This is a genomic window from Streptomyces sp. DG1A-41 (assembly GCF_037055355.1).
Lineage (GTDB): Bacteria > Actinomycetota > Actinomycetes > Streptomycetales > Streptomycetaceae > Streptomyces.
In genome coordinates this window covers 2,289,403-2,310,878 of the sequence record NZ_CP146350.1, presented here as the reverse complement: position 1 = coordinate 2,310,878, position 21,476 = coordinate 2,289,403, and the positions used below count along the sequence as shown (strand labels likewise).

The 21,476-nt window shown below is 71.6% G+C and carries 15 protein-coding genes and 2 pseudogenes; 12 read left to right on the top strand and 5 right to left on the bottom strand.

Going from position 1 to position 21,476, the window contains the following annotated elements; all coding sequences use genetic code 11:
- The first annotated feature begins 15 nt into the window (after positions 1 to 15).
- A complete protein-coding gene (locus V8690_RS10825) occupies positions 16 to 1,602 on the top strand; it encodes a GMC oxidoreductase (protein ID WP_338785315.1) in 1,587 nt (528 codons plus the stop codon).
- Between the two features lie 18 nt (positions 1,603 to 1,620).
- On the opposite strand, the gene V8690_RS10820 is transcribed toward V8690_RS10825, so the two are convergent.
- Together V8690_RS10820 and V8690_RS10815 are read right to left on the bottom strand one after the other, a co-directional pair.
- Positions 1,621 to 2,166 carry a hypothetical protein gene (locus tag V8690_RS10820; RefSeq protein ID WP_338777780.1) on the bottom strand — a complete coding sequence of 182 codons (546 nt, stop codon included), beginning with the start codon at positions 2,164 to 2,166 and terminating at the stop codon, positions 1,621 to 1,623.
- Between the two features lie 102 nt (positions 2,167 to 2,268).
- On the bottom strand, positions 2,269 to 5,781 hold the full coding sequence (locus V8690_RS10815) for an ALF repeat-containing protein (RefSeq protein ID WP_338777777.1): 3,513 nt from the start codon (positions 5,779 to 5,781) through the stop codon (positions 2,269 to 2,271).
- A 754-nt stretch (positions 5,782 to 6,535) separates the two neighbouring features.
- On the opposite strand from V8690_RS10815, the gene V8690_RS10810 reads away from it, so the two are divergent.
- From V8690_RS10810 to V8690_RS10795, 4 genes are all read left to right on the top strand, one after another.
- Positions 6,536 to 7,030 carry a hypothetical protein gene (locus V8690_RS10810; RefSeq protein ID WP_338777775.1) on the top strand — a complete coding sequence of 165 codons (495 nt, stop codon included), beginning with the start codon at positions 6,536 to 6,538 and terminating at the stop codon, positions 7,028 to 7,030.
- An 83-nt stretch (positions 7,031 to 7,113) separates the two neighbouring features.
- Positions 7,114 to 9,306: a trypsin-like serine protease gene (locus tag V8690_RS10805; RefSeq protein WP_338777772.1), complete on the top strand. Its 2,193-nt coding sequence runs from the start codon at positions 7,114 to 7,116 to the stop codon at positions 9,304 to 9,306.
- A 117-nt stretch (positions 9,307 to 9,423) separates the two neighbouring features.
- Positions 9,424 to 10,344 (top strand): alpha/beta hydrolase, encoded by a 921-nt coding sequence (locus V8690_RS10800; RefSeq protein WP_338777770.1) that lies wholly within the window; start codon positions 9,424 to 9,426, stop codon positions 10,342 to 10,344.
- Positions 10,341 to 11,744, top strand: a complete 1,404-nt coding sequence (locus V8690_RS10795; RefSeq protein ID WP_338777768.1) for a hypothetical protein — start codon at positions 10,341 to 10,343, stop codon at positions 11,742 to 11,744. The genes V8690_RS10800 and V8690_RS10795 overlap by 4 nt, the downstream gene beginning before the upstream one ends.
- A gap of 18 nt (positions 11,745 to 11,762) precedes the next feature.
- Here the strand turns inward: V8690_RS10795 and V8690_RS10790 are convergent, their stop codons facing one another.
- Entirely contained in the window at positions 11,763 to 13,559 is a 1,797-nt protein-coding gene (locus V8690_RS10790; protein WP_338777766.1) for an AMP-dependent synthetase/ligase, read from the bottom strand.
- Between the two features lie 297 nt (positions 13,560 to 13,856).
- Here V8690_RS10790 and V8690_RS10785 point away from each other — a divergent pair.
- The 6 genes and pseudogenes from V8690_RS10785 to V8690_RS10760 all read left to right on the top strand — a co-directional run bounded on the left by V8690_RS10785 (position 13,857) and on the right by V8690_RS10760 (position 19,021).
- A pseudogene (locus V8690_RS10785) lies at positions 13,857 to 14,653 on the top strand (metallophosphoesterase).
- Between the two features lie 111 nt (positions 14,654 to 14,764).
- Complete coding sequence (locus V8690_RS10780; RefSeq protein WP_059423277.1) at positions 14,765 to 15,205, top strand: SRPBCC family protein; 441 nt, start codon at positions 14,765 to 14,767, stop codon at positions 15,203 to 15,205.
- Between the two features lie 139 nt (positions 15,206 to 15,344).
- Positions 15,345 to 16,520 carry an ArsA-related P-loop ATPase gene (locus V8690_RS10775; protein WP_338777758.1) on the top strand — a complete coding sequence of 392 codons (1,176 nt, stop codon included), beginning with the start codon at positions 15,345 to 15,347 and terminating at the stop codon, positions 16,518 to 16,520.
- A gap of 88 nt (positions 16,521 to 16,608) precedes the next feature.
- Positions 16,609 to 17,064, top strand: coding sequence for a DUF5304 domain-containing protein (locus tag V8690_RS10770; protein ID WP_338777755.1), 456 nt, complete (start codon positions 16,609 to 16,611; stop codon positions 17,062 to 17,064).
- 133 nt (positions 17,065 to 17,197) lie between these two features.
- The gene (locus V8690_RS10765; protein WP_338777752.1) at positions 17,198 to 18,151 is read left to right on the top strand and encodes an ROK family glucokinase; all 954 of its coding nucleotides are present in this window, start codon (positions 17,198 to 17,200) and stop codon (positions 18,149 to 18,151) included.
- 124 nt (positions 18,152 to 18,275) lie between these two features.
- Positions 18,276 to 19,021, top strand: a pseudogene (locus V8690_RS10760) (endonuclease/exonuclease/phosphatase family protein).
- A 30-nt stretch (positions 19,022 to 19,051) separates the two neighbouring features.
- On the opposite strand, the gene V8690_RS10755 reads toward V8690_RS10760, so the two are convergent.
- Complete coding sequence (locus V8690_RS10755) at positions 19,052 to 19,687, bottom strand: hypothetical protein (protein ID WP_338777749.1); 636 nt, start codon at positions 19,685 to 19,687, stop codon at positions 19,052 to 19,054.
- The gene (locus tag V8690_RS10750; protein WP_338777747.1) at positions 19,680 to 20,477 is read right to left on the bottom strand and encodes an alpha/beta fold hydrolase; all 798 of its coding nucleotides are present in this window, start codon (positions 20,475 to 20,477) and stop codon (positions 19,680 to 19,682) included. Before V8690_RS10750 ends, V8690_RS10755 begins: the two co-directional genes overlap by 8 nt.
- Positions 20,478 to 20,679: 202 nt before the next feature.
- On the opposite strand from V8690_RS10750, the gene V8690_RS10745 reads away from it, so the two are divergent.
- Positions 20,680 to 21,471: a lysophospholipid acyltransferase family protein gene (locus V8690_RS10745; protein ID WP_338777744.1), complete on the top strand. Its 792-nt coding sequence runs from the start codon at positions 20,680 to 20,682 to the stop codon at positions 21,469 to 21,471.
- Positions 21,472 to 21,476: the final 5 nt, after the last annotated feature.

The following is a 21,476-nucleotide window of genomic DNA, read 5'->3' as shown; positions in this document are numbered from 1 at the left end:
CGTCAAATCGTCGGCATGGCCGCCCTCCAGGCGGCAGCCGCGGCGGGTCTCACCCGTGTCGGTCTTGAGTCCGCCTCGGCAGCCGAACCGGCCGCCGTGGACCACGCGCCCGCCGTCGTCGTCGGTTCGGGCTACGGCGGCGCCGTGGCGGCCCTGCGCCTCGGCCAGGCCGGCATCCGCACGCTCGTCCTCGAGATGGGCCGCCTCTGGGACACCCCCGGCCCCGACGGCAAGGTCTTCTGCTCCACCCGCGCCCCGGACCAGCGCTCCATGTGGTTCCGCACCCGCACCGAGGCCCCGCTCGCCACGTTCCTCTGGCTCGACCTGGTCAACCGGGACATCAGCGCCTACCCGGGGGTCCTGGACCGGGTGCACTACGACCACATGTCCGTGTACGTCGGACGGGGCGTCGGCGGCGGCTCCCTGGTCAACGGCGGCATGGCGGTGACCCCCCTCCGCTCCTACTTCGCCGAGCAGTTCCCGACCGTGGACACCGCGGAGATGTACAGCACCTACTTCCCACGCGCCCGCTCCATGCTGGGCGTCAACACCATCGACCCCGCGTGGTTCGAGTCGACCGAGTGGTATCGCTTCACCCGCATCTCCCGCGAACACGCGGCCAACGCCGGCCTGAAGACCACCTTCGTGCCCAACGTCTACGACTTCGGCCACATGGAGCGCGAGGCGGCCGGCACGGCCACCAGGTCGGCTCTCGCGGGCGAGGTCATCTACGGCAACAACCACGGCAAGCTCAGCCTCGACAAGACGTACCTCGCCTCCGCGCTCGGCACCGGGAACGTCACCCTCCACACCATGGAGCGGGTGACCTCGATCAGCAGGGCGGCCGACGGGACGTACGTACTGACCGCCCAGCGGATCGACGACACCGGCACCGTCGTCGAGACCAAGGAGTACGGCTGCACGTACCTCTTCCTCGGCGGCGGAAGCATCGGTACGACCGAACTCCTCGTCCGCGCCCGGGAGTCGGGCACTCTCCCCGCCCTGGACGCCGGCGTCGGCGCCGGCTGGGGCACCAACGGCAACGTGATGCTCGGCCGGGCCAACCACGTGTGGGACACGGTCGGTGCGAACCAGTCGACCATGCCGGTCATGGGCATCGACGACTGGGCCAACACTGCCAACCCCGTCTTCGCCGAGATCGCGCCCCTGCCCGTGGGGCTCGAGCACTGGGTCAGCCTCTATCTGGCGATCACCAAGAACCCCGAGCGGGCGTCCTTCTCGTACGACTCCGCGACCGGTGCCGTGCGGCTCGGGTGGAGCGCCGCGCAGAGTGCCGTGTCGGTGAGCATGGCGAAGAAACTGTTCGACCGGATCAACAGGGCGAACGCCACGATCTACCGGTACGACCTGTTCGGTTCGTCGAGCAAGGTCTTCGCCGACGACTTCACCTACCACCCGCTGGGCGGCTGCGTACTGGGCCGGGCGACGGACGACTACGGGCGGGTGAAGGGCTACTCCAGGCTGTACGTCACCGACGGTTCGCTGGTGCCCGGGTCGATCGGGGTCAATCCCTTCGTGACCATCACGGCCCTCGCCGAACGCACGATGGCGCGGGTCCTGGTGGAGGACACCGCGCCCTGAGGGTGGCCCGGCCATGCCTCACATGTACTGGAAGTAGCGGTCGTACCAAGCTGGCGGAAGATCGTCTTCCTCTTCTTCCTCCTCGTCTGCGGACGCGGCCGCCAGCGCCGCCAGAATCGCCTCGCCGGCCTCGTCGTCTCCCAGGGGAGTTGGTCCGTCGTACGGCTCCATGAGCAGTTCGATGGGCACGTAGACGCAGCCGAGTTCGGTACACAGCTCGTCGAGCCAGGTCACGAACTCGTCGTCCAGGCCTTCCTCACAGCCGGGCAGACCCGGGAGGCCCGCTCTGGCGGTGACGAAGGGGCCAAAATTGCTGATCGCCATCTGCAGGGGCCGGCCCGTCCCCGTGGCCTCACCAGGGACCGAGACGACACCGAGGAAACTCGAGTCCTGTCCCATGCCGGCCGACACGGACGGCCCGAACCGCCGCTCCGCGGCGTCGGCGAACTGCCGAAAGCGCTGCCGGGCGGCCGGGACGTCGTAATTCCGGGGCAGCTCCCGGTGTTCGGGGTCGGGGTCGTCCAGCTCGCGCAGGAGCTCCCGGAGGCGGTCGAGGGGAAGCATGGTGGTGTCCTTCGTGGTGTTCGCCGTACGTCGGCTCTTAGGGGTGATTCTTGTCCGAGTACGCGGCCGGGGCCAGGCGGGTCCGGGCCCCGGCCGCGCGCGTCAGAACCTCGGGCACGATCCCGACGCTGACGGATACGCGCTGATGACGCGGTACATCTTGCTCTTGTACCGGGTGACGATGCACAAGAACTTCTCGCCACCGTCTCCGATCGGTTCCGCGTATTCGACGGGGAAGACCTTGTTGCCCTGGCCGGGGAGGGGATTGCCGCGCTTCTTCCAGGCGTCGTCGATCAGCGCCAGGAGCTTGCCCTGGTCCTTCTCCTTGAAGATGCTGTGCAGCGGCTTGTCCGGTTTGGGCCGCGTGTGTTCCATGACATGGTCGATGCGGTGCTTGGTCGCGCTTTCCCGCATGTACACCAAGCCGCCCGGCGACTGGAACACGTCGTTGCCCAGGTTCTGGAAGCCCACCGGGCAGCTGATCGAACCCGCCGCCCGTGCGAGCGACATGGCGCGCAGTGACCGCGCGCACAGCGCGAACGCCGGGTTGTTGCCGAACAACTTGCGGAAGAAGCCGTCCGCCTTGGTGCCCCACTTGCCGAACTTGACGCCCGCGGCGCCCCATCCGACGAACGGCACGGCACCGGCGCAGGACAGACCCGCGTCGATCTTGTTGTCCTCGCCGAAGTACCAGGCGCAGTTGACGCCGTCGGCGGCCTCGCCGAAGCCGGGAATCAGACCGAGGACGTCGAGGGTGAAGTGGCCGCCCTCGGACAGCAACTGCCCCCAGTCGATCTCGTTCAGCTTGGCCATGTACTCCGCGAACTCCTCGTCCTCCGCGAGCAGTGCGCGTTCCTCGTTCTCGGCGACGATGTCCGCGAAGTGCTTGCGGATCTCCTCCTGGAGCTTGCGGAACGCCACGTCGCCCGCCGCGTCCGCCGCCTTGCTCGCCGCGACCGCGTCCTTGCCGGCCTCGATCGACGAGGCGTACGCGGCGTCCGCCGCGGCCCAGGCGTCGCTCGCGGAGACCTGCGCCGCGGCGGCGGACGCCGTGGCACGGTCGGCCGACAGGTCGGCCGAGCGCGCGGCCTGCTTCGCGTCGGCTTCGGCGGCCCGGGCCTTCTTGGCCGAGGCAGCGGCGTCGGCCGCTGACTTCTCCGCCGCGTCGGCGTGCGCGTCCGCCTCCTTGGCATATTCTCCCGCCTGCCTCGCCGACTCCCGCGCGTCATCGGCGTGCTTGGCCGCCTCTCCGGCCGCCTTGATGGCCTCGGCCGCCACCTTCGCGGCCAGAGCGGCGTCCTCCTGCGCTGTCGCCGCGATCTTCGCCGCCCCGGCGATTAGACCCTGAACCCGGGAGACATGGGTCGCGGTGAGCTTGTCCTGGCGCGCCGCGCGGTACTGCTCGACCTCGATGAACTGGTGCAGCACCTGCGGCGGTCCGGCCACCGCCACGTCGGCCGCGGCCTTGAGCTCCGGTCCGCCCGTGCTGCGCAACTGGATGGCGCGGACCCGCTCGTCGCTCGTCCGGGCCGTGTAGTAACCGGTGTGGACGAACGCCCGCATCTTGTCGGCGGAGCCGGAGTCCAGTGCCTCCTGGCCGGCCTTCTTCACCGCTGATCCGGCGTTCTGCATCAGCTGAGTGACCCGGATGCGGTAGTCGTTGCGTGCCGCTTCGTGCTGACCGGTCGCGACGAAGGCGCTGATCTGTGCCGCGTCGCCGTTCAGCGCGGTCTTGGCCGCCGTACGGACGGTTTCGTACTCCGACTGCCACGCCAGGTTGACCGTACGCGCGTACTCGTCGCGCTGGGCGGCCTCCTTCAAGCCGGAGCGGATGTACTCCACGACCAGTGCGTCCGAGCCCGCCAGGGCGGCCTCGGCCGTGGTGGCGCTCCACGGGCCGCGGGTCTTGGCGACGTGCAGTGCGATCTTGCGGGCCTTGGCGGCTGCGGCCGGCAGGTCCACGTCCGGTGCGTGCACCTCGGCGGCCAGACGCACCGCCTCCTCGTCGGCCGCGCGGTTCTCCGCCGCGGCCTTCTGCTCACGCGCCTTGCGCTCGTCGTCCGCGGTCTTCAGGGCCCTGGCCTTCTCGACCTCGGTGTACCGGCGGTCGGCGAGTTCCTCCGTCTCCACCTCGCGAGCCAGGTCGAAGGTGTTCTTGGCTTTGACCACGGCTGCGGTCGCGGCGTCGGCGGCCTTCTTGGCCTCGGTGGCGTGCTTCTTGGACTCGGCCGCCGCGGTGGCGGCGTCACCGGCGTTCTTGGCCGCCTCTTCGGCGGCCTTGCCGGCGTTGCGGGCGTGGGTGGCCGCGGAATTGGCGGCGTCCCGGGCCTCCCGGGCGGCCTGGGCGGCCTTCCCCGCCAGGGTCACCGCCCGGTTCGCGGCTCGGGTGGCCTCTGCCGCCTGCCGCCGGGCATCGGCGGCCGCGTCCCGGGCCCGCTGGGCCTGGGCCGCGGAGACGTTGGCGTGACCGCTCGCCTCCTGTGCCGCGGTCGCCGCGCTGTCGGCGTTGGCGCCCGCGCCGGCGGCGGCCTTCGCGGCCTTGCCGGCCTCGTCGGCCGCGGTCGCCGCGTGGTCGGCCGCCTTGGCGGCGGTCTCCGCGCCCTCGGCCGCGGCGTAGGCGCCCTTGGCGGCCTTGCGCGCGGCCTCGGCCTTCCCCGCGTCCGTGGCCGCGTCGGCGGCGGCGCTGCGGGCCCGGGAGGCGGCCTGGGCAGCGGCAGCGGCCGCGGAGGCCGCCTGGGACGCGGCGTTGGCCGCGATCCTTGCCGAAGTGTTGGCGGCGCGGGCGGCGCTGATCGCCTCCTGGGCCGCCTTGGCGGCCCCATGGGCGGCGTCGGCGGCCCGGCCGGCGGCGTTGGACGCCTTGGTGGCGTCGTTCTTGGCGGCCGCGGTCTCGGCCGCGGCTTTCTGCGCGGCTTCCTTGGCCAGCTTGGTCGCCGCGACGGCGCGTGCGGAGGCCTCCTTGGCCGCCTCGGTCTCCTCCCGGGCCTGTCGGCCGGCCTCCTTCACCAGGGCGACCAGGTCCTCGACTGTGGCCTGTTCCTGGTCCCGGGCCCGGGCGATGTGCTGGCCGAGCTCCAGGAAGTCGGTGACGTCCTCGGGCGTACCGTCCAGCGCGGCCTGGGCCGCCTCCCTGGTGGCGGGTCCGCCCGTGCTGAGGATCTGCACGACCTCCACGCGCTCGTCGTTGCGCCGGGCGTCGTACTGCCCTTCTGCGATGAAGCGCTGTACGTCCTCGGCGGTGCCGTTCAGCGCGGCCTTGCCGGCCTCCTTCACCTCGGGGCCGCCGGCACTGACGATCTGGGTCGCGCGAACCCGCTGGTCCTGCTCCAGCGGCGCCTGCCAGCCCGACTTCATGAAGGTGTCCAGGTCTTCGGGCGTGCCGGACAGTGCCTTCTCGGCGGCCTCGCGCACGCCCCGGCCGCCGGCCGAGAAGATCTGCACGGTGGCCACCCGGTCGTCGGACAGTTCGGCGACCGCGCTCTCACTGTCGAGAAACGCGCGCACCTGCGCGTCCGTGCCCAGCAGCGCCGCCTCCGCGGCGGCCTTCACGCCGGGTCCGCCCGCCTTCCAGGCTCTGAGGACCTCCCCTCGCGGGGTGGCGGGGATGTGGTCCACGCTCGTCCCGTCGCCCGCCTCAGGGGCCTCGGCCGCCGTTGCGGCACTGGCCGGGACACCGAGGAGACCTACGGTGAGAGACAGGAAAAGGGCCAGGCAGAGCGCCCGGACGGAATGTCGCGGCACAGCTGCGCGGTGGACTTCCCCGGCCATCCGGAATGTACCGGTCCGGGTTCTTGATCTGTGCGTCAAGGAACAAGCATCCATTTCTTTTCTGGTCGACCAGCGGACCAGTCGCCGAATTTCGGCCCAGTGAGAATACGCCGTGATCTGGAGCATCCGGGTTTTCGTGTAATGCGGACAGGCGGTTTTCGGACGCCTCCGAGAAGGTTGGTGTTGTGATATACGCCACGAGACCGGATGGTGACGATGCGTCAAAAAACTGGCATTCGGGGCATGGTGATACCGAAAACGTGCTGCACACATCCGAAAAAATTGTGACCAAAGAGTGTTAGTGGCGTGTTTCGCCTGTGGAGTGATTAGGCGGCGATTACTTGCTATCGTGCGATCGCCGCCGGGACCGGGCGGCCGCGAAGGGGGATGTTCAGGCGGTCACGCCGGAACGTGTTCTGGGGGCGAGGGGCAATCGTGCCGACCGGGCGGAATTTCCCGGATTTTTCGCGCGCACCCATACGGCTGCGTTCCTGAATCCTTTCTCGGCATGCCGTTCCGGCATGCCCGCGGTGCCGACCGGAGTCTGTCGGCCGGCCCGTATCCGCATGCGCCTGCATGTCGCTTCCCGGAAGGAATCCTCGTGATATCCAGAGCCCGTAAAGTCCTGCTCGCCGGCATCATGGTCGGCGCCGCCGTCGCCGGAGGCACCGCTCTGGCCACCGCCGCCCCGAGCACGGCGCCGAGCAACGCCGCCGAGGCCCAACCGCCGGTCGCGGTGGAGGACTTCTCCTACCCCGGGGCGGACCGGATCCTCGCCGAGCAGGGCATCAGCCTCAAGCGGGGCGACGGTCGTATCACCCTGGCCGCCTGCAACGACGCCGCCGACCAGATCAAGGTCATGACACGGGTCGGCGGCGGCGAGTTCTGCTTCGCGGCCACGCACACCACCGGCTACCTCACTCTCGAACTGCCCGACGTCTTCGGTATCCAGACGGAGAGCCACCCGGTGCGGGCCGAGCTGACCGCCGAGGGCAAGAGCCAGACCGTCGACGTCCCGAAGAACGAACTCAAGGGCGTCGGCGAGGGCTTGGGTGAGCCTCGCACCGTTCTCCTGGAGATCCGGGTCACCGGCTGACCCGCGTGACGAGACCGCACCTGCCCACCCCACGGCGGCCGCGCACGGCCACCGTCCCCACTCGAAGCCCGAAGGAAACGAACGTGTCTCCCCTCCGCCCACGCGCGGCGCTGCTGAGTACGGCGGTCACGGCCGCCCTGCTGACCGGCGCGTTCACCAGCGGCCCCGCGCAGGCCGTCACCGGCGACCAGAGCGCCGACGGTGCCTATGCCTTCACCGCCCGGCTCGACATCGGCTCCGGCGAACGAGCCTGCTCCGGCGTGCTCGTGGACCCCCGATGGGTGCTGACCGCCGCCAGCTGTTTCGCGGACAACCCGCAGCAGAGCTTCCAGATCCGCGCGGGCAAGCCCGCCAAGGCCACCACCGCCACCGTCGGCCGCACCGACCTGACCAGCACCACCGGCCAGGTCCGCCAGGTCGTGGAACTGGTACCCCGCAGCGACCGTGACGTCGTTCTGGCCCGCCTTGCCACGCCGGTCACCGGCGTCACACCGGCAGCGGTCGGCACCACCATGCCCACCACCGGCGAGACCCTCACGATCCCGGGATTCGGCCGCACCAAGACCGAGTGGTCTCCGCTGAAGCTGCACGCCGGCGCCTTCACGGTCGGCACGACGGCAACGGCGAACCTCGAGCTCGCGGGCAAGGACGGTGTCGCCGTCTGCGCCGGTGACACCGGCGGCCCGGCACTGCGCGCGCGAACCGGCGGAGCCAACGGCTACGAGGTCGTGGCCGTCGCCGGCAGGTCCTGGCAGGGCGGCTGCTTCGGCCAGGACCCGGCCGAGACCCGCACCGGCGCGGTCGGCACCCGCGTGGACAACCTGCGCTCCTGGCTGGACACCACCGTGCAGGCGGCTCCGGTCACCGACTTCAACTGCGACGGCGTCCGCGACACCGCGATCGCCGACCCCGACGCGGCCGTCGGCGGCGACGCGGGCGCGGGCCTGGTCCGGGTCGTGTACGGCGGAGGCAAGGGCACCGCCGAGCTCACCCAGGACCTCGCCGCGGTGCCCGGAGGCTCGGAGGCGAAGGACCGGTTCGGCGCGACGCTCGCCACGTACGACCACAACCTCGACGGCTGCACCGACCTCGTCGTGGGCGCTCCGGCCGAGGACCTGGGAACGGCCACCGACGCCGGCATGGTCAGCATCCTCTACGGCGCCACGGCCGGGCTGACCACCGGCAAGGCGGCCGTCAGCCTGGAGCAGGGCTCCGGCAGCGGTGCTCTCGCCTCGATGGCGTCCGAGGCCGGCGACCAGTTCGGCGCCGCCCTCGCCGCCGGCACCACGCTCGCCGGTGATCCGTACCTGGCCGTCGGCGCGCCCGGCGAGGACGCCGCAGGCGGCCTCAGCGATGCGGGCGGAGTCGTCTACGTGCGCGGCACCGGCGCCACCAACGTGCTGATCCACCAGGACAAGTCGGGCGTGCCGGGTGCCATGGAGGCGGGCGACAAGTTCGGCTCCACCATCGCCGGTTCGCCGCAGCACCTCGTGGTGGGCGCCCCGGGCGAGGCCATCGGCACGCTGGCCGCCGCCGGCGGTGTCTCCCTGTTCAGCCACACCCTCAACGCCGACAAGCTGCCGACCGGCGTGACCGGTCTCGACCAGGACCTCGACACCGTCGAGGGCGGCGCGGAAGCCGACGACCGGTTCGGCGCGTCGCTGGCCCTGGTGCAGTACCGGGCCGGCACCTCCGCGAACGGCACCGAGTCGATCCTGGCCGTCGGCTCGCCGGGTGAGGACGGCTCCCAGGCCGCCAACGCGGGCCGCGTCGACACCTTCCGTCTCACGGCCACCGGGTTCACCCAGATCTCCGGCATCTACCAGGGCGCCTCCGGTGTCCCGGGCGCTACCGAGGCCGGGGACGCCTTCGGCCAGTCCCTGTCGGCCGTGAACACCGCCCCGGGCGCGGTCAGCACAGCGCAGAACACCCTGCTCGCGGTGGGCGTGCCCGGCGAGGACAGCACCGGCGCCACCGACGGTGGCACGGTCTACACCTTCAGCCTGACCAACGGCGCCTTTATCGCGACCGTGTACCCGGGCAAGTTCGGCATCCCCGGCGCACTGGGCAACGCGCAGAAGGTGGGCACCGCGCTCCACACCACCGGTTCCGAGCTCTACCTCGGTCTGCCCAACGGGCCCGTCTCGTACGGATCCGCGCACGCCGTGCCGTGGGCCAACGTCCTGGGCGGCGCCACGCAGCCGGTCACGACGTTCCAGCCGGGCACCGGCGGCCTGCCCGCGGCCGGTGAGACGTTCGGCTCCGTGCTCCGCTGACGCACCGACGCCCCGGCCTCACCCCGGTCGGTCCCGCGGCACACCTCACGCCGCCGCGGGACCGGCCATCCATTCACCTCTTCCTCTTCCGCTTCCTCCGCCTGAAAGCACACACCCATGCGCCGCTTACTGCTGCCCGCACTCGCCGCCCTCACCATGGCCGGCGCCGCCGCCCTCTCCACCACGGCCTCGACGGCCCCGGCCGCCCAGGGCGCCCACACGACACAGACCGTGCAGGCCGGCGCCGCGAACTCCACCCACCGGTACGGCACCCACCCGCGCCAGACCCTCGACGCCCACTGGAACCAGAGCAGTTCCGGCCCCAAGCCGGCGCTGGTGCTGATCCACGGCGGCTACTGGTACCACCAGACCGACTGGTCTTCCTCCGCGGAGCGCTTCGCCGCCGAGGGCTTCCAGGTGTTCGCCATCAAATACCGGCTCAACTTCGAGGCCGCATGGCCCGCCCAGCGCGACGATGTCGCCGACGCCGTCGCCTGGATCCGCTCCCACGCCGCCGAGTTCGACGTCGACCCCGACCGTGTGCTGCTCCTCGGCTCCTCGGCCGGCGGCCAGCTCGCCACCGACGCGGCGACGCACGGCGCGGGCGCCCTGCGGCTCAAGGGCGTGGTCGCCCTCTCGCCCGTCGCCTCTCCCTACCGGGCGTGGAACGACGGCAACACCTCCACCGACGCCAAGAAGCGCAAACTGCGCGACAACTCGGCCATCCTCGCCCGCTGTTACCCCGACTCCGGCGACACCTCCACCACGCTCCACCCCTCCTGCTGGGACACCTGGCGCAGCATGGTCTCCAAGAACTGGGTCGACCCGGCCGACGCCCCGATGTACCTGATCCACTCCGAGGACGACTTCGTGCCGCCCGTCCACTCCACGGATCTGGAAGCCACGGCCGAGGACAAGGGTGTACCCAACGGCCGGATCCAGACCCAGGTCGTCTCCGGTTCCGCACACGGCGGCTCCCTGCTGAGCGAGCCGGGCGTGCACGACCGCATCGTCGCCTGGCTGAAGAGCAAGGCATGAGGGCGGAGGCACGAGCGCTCGCCCTCGTCGCCTGCGCCGTGCTGGCCGTGTCCGGCCTGACGACGCTTCCCGCACGCGCGGCGGGGCCCGGGACGCCGTACGACTTCGACGCCTCGGGTTCCTCCGACCTGGTCGCGGGTACTCCCGAGGCCGCCTCGGCGGCGGGCTCGGTGACCGTCCTGCCCGGGTCCGCCGCGGGCCCCACCGCGACCGGCCGGCGCACGCTCACCCAGGACACCGGCTCGGTGCCCGGCGCCGTCGAGCCCGGAGACCGCTTCGGCGCCGCCACCGCCTCCGGCGACCTGGACGGCGACGGCCGCCTCGACCTGGTGGTCGGCTCACCCGGCGAGAACGACACCGGCGGCAACGCGGACCGGGGTTCGGTCACCGTCCTGACCGGAGCCTCGGGCCTGACGGGGGGCACGTCCTTCACCACGGGCGCCCACTGGGGGCCGCCGGACTCGGCCCGGCTCGGCACCGACGTGGAGGCGGGGGACGTCGACGGCGACGGCCTCGACGACGCGATCGGCCTCGGTCCCGGCACCGCCGGCAGCGGCTCCTGGCTCGTCTGGCGCGACAGCGCCACCGGCACCGTCCACACCCACGGTGTCAGCTTCGACGCCGCGGTCGCCGTCGACGGCGCCGTCGGCGACTTCGACGGCGACGGCTACGACGATGTGGCGGTGACGGTCGTCGACACCTACGGCATCGGCAAGGTCTTCGAGTTCACCGGCGGCCCGGACGGCCTCACCGGCGGATTCGGAGCCCACGTGCCGCCGGGCCGCTCCCTCGACGCCGGCGACATCGACAAGGACGGCTACGACGATCTGGTGGTGGGCCAGCCGCTCGCCGCCGACGCGCGGGGCCGGGCCGGAGGGCAGGTCACCATCAAGCGCGGCCACGCCTGGGGCCTCAACCATCCCGGCGACACCGTCACCGTCCACCAGGACACCGACGGCATCCCCGGCACCGCCGAAGCGGGCGACGCCCTGGGCGCCTCGGTCGCACTGCGCGAGGTCGACGGTGACGGCGTCCTCGACGTCCTGGCCGGTCTGCCCGGCGAGGACCTCACCGTGGACGGCACCGCCCGCGCCGACGCCGGCTCCGCCCTGGTCCTGCGGCTGACCACCGACCTGACCGTGGCCTCCGCGCAGTCCCTCAACCAGGGTGCGGACGGGATCCCCGGCACTGCCGAGACCGGCGACCGCTTCGGCGCGGAGGTCGCCGCCGGCGACTACACAGGGACCTCGGCCGTCGGCCTGGCCGTCGGCGCCCCGGGCGAGAACTCCGGCGACGGCACCGTCGTCCATCTCGGCGCCGACGGCACAGCCGCCTTCATCGGCCCTGCCACGGCGGGCACTCCCGCCGACGCCGGCCTGGGCACCGTCCTCGCGCCCTAGGGCAGGCCCTCCGGCCGGTCACGTCGCGTAGATCGCCTCGACCTCGTGCGCGTAGTCCTTCGCCACCACGTTCCGCTTCAGCTTCAGCGAGGGGGTCAGGTGGCCCGACTCCTCCGTGAACTGGGAGGACAGAATGCGGAACTTCCGCACCGACTCCGCCTTCGACACCGCGGCGTTGCCGTCGTCGACCGCGGCCTGGATCGCGGCCAGCAGGTCCGGGTCCTCGCACAGCGACGCCGCGGTGGAACCCTCCGGCTTGCCGTGGTCCGCGCACCAACGGCCCAGGAACTCCTCGTCGATGGTGATCAGCGCGCCCACGAACGGCCGCCCGTCGCCCACCACCATGCACTCCGCGACCAGCGCGTGCGCCCGGATGCGGTCCTCGATCACGGCCGGGGCGACGTTCTTGCCGCCCGCGGTGACGATGATCTCCTTCTTGCGGCCGGTGATCCGGAGATAGCCGTCCTCGTCGAGGGTGCCGATGTCACCGGTGTGGAACCAGCCGTCGGCCAGCGCCTCCGCGGTCGCGCCGGGATTGTTCCAGTACTCCTTGAACAGGTGCTCGCCGTGCAGCAGCACCTCGCCGTCGTCGGCGATCCGGACCACCGAGCCGGGCAGCGGCTGGCCGACCGTGCCGATCTTCTGCCGGTCCCAGGGGTTGAACGCGGTGGCCGCGCAGGACTCGGTCAGGCCGTAGCCCTCCAGGACCGTGAAGCCGATGCCGCGGAAGAAGTGGCCCAGGCGCTCGCCCAGCGGGGCGCCGCCGGAGATGGCGTACTCGCCCCGGCCGCCGAGGACCGCGCGGAGCTTGCTGTAGACGAGCTTGTCGAACGTCTTGTGCTTGATCTTCAGGCCGAGCGACGGGCCCGAGGGGGTGTCCAGCGCCTTGCTGTAGGCGATGGCGGTGTCGGCGGCCTTGTCGAAGATCTTGCCCTTGCCGTCGGCCTGCGCCTTGGCACGCGCCGAGTTGTAGACCTTCTCGAAGACGCGCGGCACGCCGAGGATCAGCGTGGGGCGGAACGCGGCCAGCTCGTCGGTGAGGTTCTTGATGTCCGGGACGCAGCCGAGCTTGATCGGCGCCATCATCGGCGCGATCTGCACGAGCCGCCCGAAGACGTGCGCGAGCGGCAGGAAGAGCAGCACCGAGCACTCGCCCGTGCGGAACAGCGGGCGCAGCCGCTCCACGATGTTGCCGCACTCGGCGAAGAAGCTGCGGTGGGTGAGCACACAGCCCTTGGGGCGGCCGGTCGTGCCCGAGGTGTAGACGATGGTCGCCGGGTCGTCGGCCTTGGCGATCGAGCCGCGCTCCTCGACCGTCTGGTCCGTGACGTCCTGCCCGAGCCGCCCCAGCTCGTCGATGCCGCCGCCCTCGATCTGCCACACGTGCTTCAGTGCCTGCAGCCGGTCGCGCACCGACTCCACGGCGGCCGTGTGACCGTCCGACTCCACGATGCACGCGGTCGCGCCCGAGTCGCCGAGGATCCACTGCACCTGCTCCGGCGAACTGGTCTCGTACACCGGCACGGTCACCGCGCCCGCGCTCCAGATCGCGAAGTCCAGCAGCGTCCACTCGTACCGGGTGCGGGACATCAGGCCCACCCGGTCGCCCGGCTGGACCCCGGCGGCGATCAGCCCCTTCGCGGCCGTGCGCACCTCGGCGAGGAAGGCGGTGGCCGTGACGTCCTGCCAGGTGCCGCCGACCTTGCGGGCGATGACGGCGACGTCCGGGTGCTGCGCGGCGTTTCTGCGGACGATGTCGGTCAGATTGCCGTCCGCAGGGACCTCGTACAAAGCCGGAAGGCTGAACTCGCGCAAGACTGCTGCTCCTCATAGGGCGCCGGCGCCACGACGTTGTGTGATGCGACGGTCCGGTCCAAGGCTCGGGCAGGTGCTCGGGCATTCACTTGTTGAAATGCAGAGCACGACTGGACTGCCCGGACGTTACCCGCCGGTATGGCTTCTACGACAGGGGGTCCCGTCGAGATGTTCGCTGCGTCACACAGTTGGGTATTCCTTCGCGCACAGTAGTCCACGTACTAACTGACTGACCAGTAACCGCAGGTAGGGCCGCCACTGTTCACAGGTGCGGCGCTCGACCTACTCTTGATCGCCATGGCACCCACACCAGCCGGAAACCACAGGACGCGCGTGCACGTGGTCAGCGACGTGCACGGCAACGCCCGTGACCTGGCGAGGGCCGGCGAGGGCGCCGACGCCTTGATCTGCCTGGGCGACCTCGTCCTCTTCCTCGACTACGCCGACCACTCGCGCGGCATCTTCCCCGACCTGTTCGGCGTCGAGAACGCCGACCGCATCGTCGCGCTGCGCACCGCCCGCCGCTTCCAGGAGGCGCGGGAGTTCGGGGCCCGGCTGTGGGCCGGCGTCGGCGCGGACCGCGCCTCGGTGATCGAGAAGGCGGTGCGCAAGCAGTACGCCGAGATGTTCGCCGCGTTCCCCACCCCGACGTACGCGACCTACGGCAACGTCGACATGCCGCCCCTGTGGCAGGAGTACGCCGGCCCGGCACGACCGTCCTCGACGGCGAGCGCGTCGAGATCGGCGGCTGGGTCTTCGGCTTCGTCGGCGGCGGCCTGCGCACGCCGATGCGGACGCCGTACGAGATCAGCGACGAGGAGTACGCGGCGAAGATCGAGGCGGTCGGCGAGGTCGACGTGCTGTGCACGCACATCCCGCCCGAGGTTCCCGAACTGGTCTACGACACCGTCGCGCGCCGCTTCGAGCGCGGCAGCCGGGCCCTGCTGGACGCCATCCGCCGCACTCGCCCCCGCTACTCCCTCTTCGGGCACGTGCACCAGCCGCTGGTGCGGCGGATGCGGATCGGGGCAACCGAGTGTGTGAACGTGGGGCACTTCGCGGGGACCGGGACGCCCTGGGCGCTGGAATGGTGAGGACGTCCCAGGTCGGGTGAGATCGGCGGGTCCCGCGCGCGGTAGCCTTCACGCTGCACACGCTTGCGCACGACGACCTCATACCGGCCCGTATCTGGAGGAGCCACGGCGATGGCGGAACACACCAGCTCGAGCATCACCATCGAGGCGGCCCCGGCCGACGTCATGGCGGTCATCTCCGATTTCGCCCGCTACCCGGACTGGACCGGCGAGGTGAAGGAGGCCGAGGTGCTCAAGACCGACGAGCAGGGCCGCGCCGAGCAGGTCCGGCTCGTCATGGACGCGGGAGCGATCAAGGACGACCAGGTCCTCGCGTACACCTGGACCGGCGAGAACGAGGTGTCCTGGACCCTCGTGAAGTCCCAGATGCTCCGCTCCCTGGACGGCACGTACCTTCTGAAGCCGGCGGGGGCAGGGGGCACGGAGGTCACCTACGCGCTCACCGTCGACGTCAAGATCCCCATGCTCGGCATGATCAAGCGCAAGGCGGAGAAGGTCATCATCGACCGGGCGCTGGCGGGTCTGAAGAAGCGCGTGGAGTCGGGCAAGTAGTCGCGTAGCCCGCGGACAGTCGTGCCGCCTGGGGCGGCACGGGCGGGCGCGGGCGGCAACCCGCAGCGCCGGGTTGCGCCCCCGACCCGTCGCCAGCACCAACGCCGGGGACCAGACGAGGGGCCGGTACCGTCACCCCATGCGCACCATCCTGATCACCGGCCCCGGCGGCAGCGGCCGTACCACCCTCGCGGCCGCGACCGCCCTGGCCGCGGCGGCGGAGGGCACCCACACCCTCGTCCTCGGCACCGACCGCACGGACACCCTCGGTGCCGCCCTGGGAACCGGCACGGGCCCCGAGCCGACCGAAGCCGCACCCCGTCTCACCGCCTGGCGTCCCGACCCCGCCCAGGACTTCCGGAAGGACCTCACCGCCCTCCAGGACCGCGCATCCTCCGCCCTGGACCTCCTCGGCGCCTCCCGCCTCGACCCCGAGGAACTCACCCCCCTGCCCGGCGCCGAGGAACTCGCCCTCCTGCGCGCCCTGCGCGACGCCGCGCTGTCGGAGACGTACGACCTCCTCGTCGTCGACCTGCCCCCGGCCCCGCAGGCCCTCGCCCTCCTCGCCCTGCCCGAGGAGCTCCGCCGCTACCTGCGCCGCCTGCTCCCGCCCGAACGCCAGGCCGCCCGCGCCCTGCGCCCCATCCTGGGCCGGCTCGCCGGCGTCCCCATGCCCGCCGAGTGGCTGTACGAGACCGCCGCCCGCTGGGACCTGGAGCTGGCCGCCGTCCAGGCGGTCGTCGCCGACCGCGACACCGTCGTACGACTGGTCGCCGAGCCCGGCCCGGCCGGTGCCGACGCCCTCCGCGCCGCCCACCTCGGCCTCGCCCTGCGCGGCCTGCGCACCGACGTCGTCGTCGCCAACCGCGTCCTGCCCGAGGCGTCCCCGGACACCTGGCTGGCCGGCCCGGTCGCCCAGCAGCGCAAGACTCTGGACGAGTGGCGGGAGTCGTACGACGTCCGGACCGTCGCCCACCTCGGACGCGACCCGCTCGGCGCCGACGACCTGGCCGCCCTCGCCGTGCCCGGCGCCGGCCCGGACGCTCCGGCCCCACCGGTCGAGTGGCCGGTGACCGACCGGCTCGGCGAGGACGGCGTGCTCGTCTGGCACATCCCGCTGCCCGGCGCCATACGCGACGAGCTGGACCTCGTCCGGCGCGGCGACGAACTCGTCGTCACGGCGGGGCGATTCCGCCGAATCGTTCCGCTGCCCTCCGCGCTGCGCCGCTGCACCGTCGACGGGGCCGCCCTGCGCGAGGGCGAGCTGCGCGTCCGCTTCGCACCCGACCCGAAGGTGTGGCCGCAGACGCGGTGAGAAGAGGTAACGTCGTAGGGACGAACCGTAGTCAGGAGTCCGCCATGAGCGAAGAGCTCCCCCGTCCGACGCAGCCCGCGAAGAGGCCGTGGACGAGGTACGGGCGACCGACCCCGACGCCTGGGCGACCGCGTGTGCCGAGGACCTCGAGGCGGAGAAGGCCCGCCGCCGCGCCCAGTACGGCCCGCCTCCGGGCTCCGCGGCCGAGGAACTGAAGAAACTCGTCGACGCCGTCGCGGACAAGCTGTCGGGAATCCAGTCACCGCTGTTCGGCGCGGTCGCGGGGCCCGCCGCCGAGCAGGTCGTCCGCCAGGTCGTCCAGCAGGCCAAGGCCGCCGTGGAACCCGTCATCGAACGCAACCCGGACGTATTCGACCACCTGGCCGCCGCCGGGAACGAACTGCTCGCCGCCTACCGCTCCGCCGTCGAGGCCCAGGAGCGGCGCTGGACCGGCCGCGACGACCGGATCGACCCGCGTGACCTGGACGAACGCCATGACCGGGGCGACGACGCCGGCCCTGGGGAGCGCATCGACCTGGACTGAGCCCCCGCCCTCTCACGAGCCGCGACCGGCGTGCCGCCGCCGGTCCTGCCCAGCGTGCGGACGACAGCCAACCCGACGGCAGTGCCTCGGGTACCGTTGGCCGTAGCGGGGCTCGACCGAAACTGAGGGATTCATGGGACTCACCATCGGCGTCGACATCGGCGGCACGAAGATCGCGGCCGGCGTGGTCGATGAGAAAGGCAACATCCTCTCGACCCACAAGGTGCCGACCCCGGGCACGCCTGAGGGCATCGTGGACGCCATCGCCTCGGCGGTGGAAGGGGCACGCGTCGGGCATGACATCGTCGGCGTGGGCATCGGCGCGGCCGGCTATGTGAACCGGCAGCGCTCCACGGTCTACTTCGCGCCCAACATCCACTGGCGCAACGAGCCGCTCAAGGAGAAGGTCGAGGCCCGCGTGGGCCTCCCGGTGGTCGTCGAGAACGACGCGAACGCCGCGGCGTGGGGCGAGTACAAGTTCGGCGCCGGCAAGGGCCACCGCAACGTCATCTGCATCACGCTCGGCACCGGCCTCGGCGGCGGCATCATCATCGGCAACAAGCTGCGCCGCGGGCACTTCGGCGTGGCCGCCGAGTTCGGCCACATCCGCATGGTGCCGGACGGCCTGCTGTGCGGCTGCGGCTCGCAGGGCTGCTGGGAGCAGTACGCCTCCGGCCGCGCCCTCGTCCGCTACGCCAAGCAGCGTGCCAACGCCACCCCCGAGAACGCCGAGATCCTCCTCGGCCTCGGCAGCGGCACGCCCGACGGCATCGAGGGCAAGCACATCTCCATGGCCGCCCGCCAGGGCGACCGCGTGGCCGTCGACTCCTACCGCGAACTGGCCCGCTGGGTCGGCGCGGGCCTCGCCGACCTCGCCTCCCTCTTCGACCCCTCCGCCTTCATCGTCGGCGGCGGCCTCTCCGACGAGGGCGAACTGGTCCTGGGCCCGATCCGCAAGTCCTACAAGCGCTGGCTGGTCGGCGGCAACTGGCGCCCGGTGGCCGAGGTCAGGGCAGCGGAACTGGGCAACAAGGCAGGACTGGTGGGAGCAGCGGACCTGGCGAGGGAACCCGACCCGATCATGTGACGCCTTTTTAGGGGCGCGGGGCTGTATCAATGTGCGGCTCCGCCGCGCGGGCGCGATCAGCCACATACGACCGGTGCTCGCGCACAAACCCCGCGCCCCGAGCTCTTGGGCGTAAATTGATCACATGTCGCTGCTCCCCAACTCCCGTACAGAGCCCGATGGTTCCGCGGTCATCAGGGTCCTCAGCTACAACATCCGCTCGATGCGCGACGACACAAACGCCCTGGCCCGTGTCATCCGCGCCTGCGCCCCGACCTGGTCCTGCTCCAGGAAGCCCCCCGCTTCTTCCGCTGGCGCAAGAAACTCGCCCGCCTGGCCCGCGCAGCGGACCTCGTCATCCTCACCGGCGGCGCCACAGCCGCAGGGCCGGCGATTCTCTGCTCGCTCCGGGCGAGTATCGAACGTACGGAGGACGTCCTCCTGCCCCTCACCCCCGGCCTGCACCGCCGCGGCTTCGCCACCGCCGTCGTCCGGTTCGCCGGCACCCGTCTCGGCGTCCTCAGCTGTCACCTGTCGCTCCAGAAGGACGAGCGCTACGACCAGGCCGGTCTGCTTCTGGACCGGCTCGCCGGGATGGGCGTCGAGCACGCGATCGCGGGCGGCGACCTGAACGAACGCCCGGAGGGACCCGCCTTTTGCCGCCTCGCCGACGCCCTGCTGGACTGCCATGCGACCGCGCCCTGGGGCGGCGAGCACACCTGGACACCCGCCGACCCCTACCAGCGCATCGACGCGATCTTCGCGACCAAGGGCATCGAGGTGCTGGGCTGCGGAGTGCCGGCCGGCCACCCCGGGGTGACCGACGCAGACCTGAGGGCGGCCACGGACCACCTCCCGGTCCTGGCCGCCCTCAAGATTCCAGCAGCCTGAATTTCGGCCGTCTACCTGAGATTCGGCCGTCTAGACGACCGCACCCCGTCCCGGGTCGTCGTCGTCCTCGTCATCCGTCCGCATCCGCATCACCAGCGTCGCGAACCCACCGATGAACCCGCCGATCCCCAGCGTGGCCAGCCACCACGTCATGTCCCAGCCGAGCAGCACGGCCAGCAGCAGCAGCACCGGCCCGCCGAGCACGCCGAGCCAGGCGAACTTGGCCGTGGCGTCGGCGGACGGCAGCGGGGGCGGCTCCGGCGGCACGAAATGCCCCTCGTCGTCCTCGTCGAAGTCGTCGTCGGAGGGCTCGGGCGCGGAGTAGTCGCGTGGGCCGACGCCGGGCGCGAAGGAGACGGAGCCGCCCAGAGGCTTGGCCGGCTTGTCCCCGGACCCGGAATCCTCGGCCTCCGACCTCTCCGGCTTCTCAGGGTCGGCAGGCTTCACCGTGTCCCCGGACGCCCCGGCCGTGCCCACCCGGTCGTCGTTGGTCGGAGACTCCAGCAGCGCCAGGTCCTCGACCGACTTGAACGGCTTGGCGCCCGGCGGGTCCGGCGGTTCCTCGCCGTACCCGGCGACGATCGCCGCCCAGGCCGCCTCCTCGTCGAACGGGACGCCCTTCTCATCCGGCTCGCGGCCCTCGCGGTCGGAGTCGTGCTCAGCCACCTGCGGTCGTCCCTTCCTTGCCGAGACCGGGCTCCTTGCCGAGGCCGGACGCGAGCCGGCCGATGAACGCGGTGCTCTCCTCGAAGATCCGGTCCGCGTCATGGTCCAACGTGGCGACGTGGTAGCTCTGTTCCAGGAGTACCTCTTTCACGTCGGTCGACGAGATGCGGCTGAGGATACGGGCCGAGTCGGCGGGCGGCACCACATGGTCCCGCGGGCTGCGCAGCAGCAGCACCGGCTGGGTGACCTGCGGCAGCTCGCGGTCGGCGACCCGGAAGAACTGGCGCAGGGAGTGCGCGGCGTGCAGCGGCACCCGGTCGTAGCCCAGCTCCCTGCTGTCCGGCTTGGCGATGTCGCTGGCGATGCCCTTTGTCGCGGGGACGACGTGGCGGATCACCGGGAGGGCGTGCGCGGCCAGGCCGTGCACCTTGTTCGCCGGGTTGACGACCACCACACCGCTGACGGCGTCGCCGTGCCGCGCGGCCAGCCGCAGGGCCAGGGCGCCGCCCATGGACAGACCGGCCACGAACACCTGCCGGTGGCGCTCGCACAGCAGGCGCAGCTCGCGGTCCACCTCCGCGTACCAGTCCTGCCAGCCGGTGATCCGCAGGTCCTCCCAGCGCGTGCCGTGCCCGGGCAGCAGCGGCAGCGAGACGGTCAGGCCGTGTGCGGCGAGATGCTCCGCCCAGGGGCGCAGCGACTGCGGTGAACCGGTGAAGCCGTGGCAGAGGAGCACGGCGATCTCCCCGCCCTCGTGGCGAAACGGCTCGGCTCCGGCAAGGACCGGCACCTTCGGCCTCCTGGTCGTGAGAAGGGACTGACACGATCACGGATGGTCACGGAACGTCATGGCAGGGATCGCACGGCGTTCGCGGGACCTTCACCGTACGCGACGGCACTGACACCGACCAGGGCCGTCGGCGCCTTTGACAGCGCGCCGGGTTAAGGTCTGATCGACACATACAGGAGGCACTCGGTTGTTGTACGGCGCGATGAAGGTCGCTGTTGGGGGACCGCTGAAGGTCGCCTTCAGGCCCTGGGTGGAAGGCCTGGAGAACGTTCCCGCCGAGGGCCCGGCGATCCTGGCGAGCAACCACCTCTCCTTCTCGGACTCGTTCTTCCTGCCCGCGGTCCTGGACCGCAAGGTCACGTTCATCGCGAAGGCCGAGTACTTCACCACGCCCGGGGTGAAGGGCAGGCTGACGGCCGCGTTCTTCAAGGGAGTCGGCCAGCTGCCGGTGGACCGCTCCGGTGCGCGCGGCGCGGGTGAGGCCGCCATCAAGAGCGGCATCGAGGTGCTGGAGCGCGGCGAGCTGTTCGGCATCTACCCGGAGGGGACGCGCTCGCCCGACGGGCGGCTCTACCGCGGCAAGCCGGGCGGCCTCGCCCGCGTGGCGCTCGCGACCGGCGCGCCCGTCATCCCCGTCGCCATGATCGACACGGAGAAGATCCAGCCGCCCGGGAAGGTCATGCCGAAGTTGATGCGCCCCGGCATCCGGATCGGCAAGCCCCTGGACTTCAGCCGCTACCGGGGCATGGAGCACGACCGGTTCGTCCTGCGCGCGGTGACCGACGAGGTCATGTACGAGATCATGAAACTCTCCGGCCAGGAGTACGTCGACATGTACGCGACGGCCATGAAGCGGCAGCTCGCGGAGGCGGCGAAGGCGGAGAAGGAAGCCGAGAAGGCGGCGAAGGCCGCGCTCGCACGGGCGGAGAAGGAACAGGCGGAAAAGGAAAAGGCGGAGAGGGAAAAGTCGGAGCAGAGGCGGACCGAGCCCTAGTCGGA

What these genes read in the sequence shown, in the direction of transcription:
- V8690_RS10825 (WP_338785315.1), top strand. Translation starts at nt 16, where the DNA reads ATGGCCGCCCTCCAGGCGGCAGCCGCGGCGGGTCTCACCCGTGTCGGT.
- V8690_RS10820 (WP_338777780.1), bottom strand. Translation starts at nt 2,166, where the DNA reads ATGCTTCCCCTCGACCGCCTCCGGGAGCTCCTGCGCGAGCTGGACGAC.
- V8690_RS10800 (WP_338777770.1), top strand. Translation starts at nt 9,424, where the DNA reads ATGCGCCGCTTACTGCTGCCCGCACTCGCCGCCCTCACCATGGCCGGC.
- V8690_RS10795 (WP_338777768.1), top strand. Translation starts at nt 10,341, where the DNA reads ATGAGGGCGGAGGCACGAGCGCTCGCCCTCGTCGCCTGCGCCGTGCTG.
- V8690_RS10780 (WP_059423277.1), top strand. Translation starts at nt 14,765, where the DNA reads ATGGCGGAACACACCAGCTCGAGCATCACCATCGAGGCGGCCCCGGCC.
- V8690_RS10775 (WP_338777758.1), top strand. Translation starts at nt 15,345, where the DNA reads ATGCGCACCATCCTGATCACCGGCCCCGGCGGCAGCGGCCGTACCACC.
- V8690_RS10765 (WP_338777752.1), top strand. Translation starts at nt 17,198, where the DNA reads ATGGGACTCACCATCGGCGTCGACATCGGCGGCACGAAGATCGCGGCC.
- V8690_RS10745 (WP_338777744.1), top strand. Translation starts at nt 20,680, where the DNA reads ATGAAGGTCGCTGTTGGGGGACCGCTGAAGGTCGCCTTCAGGCCCTGG.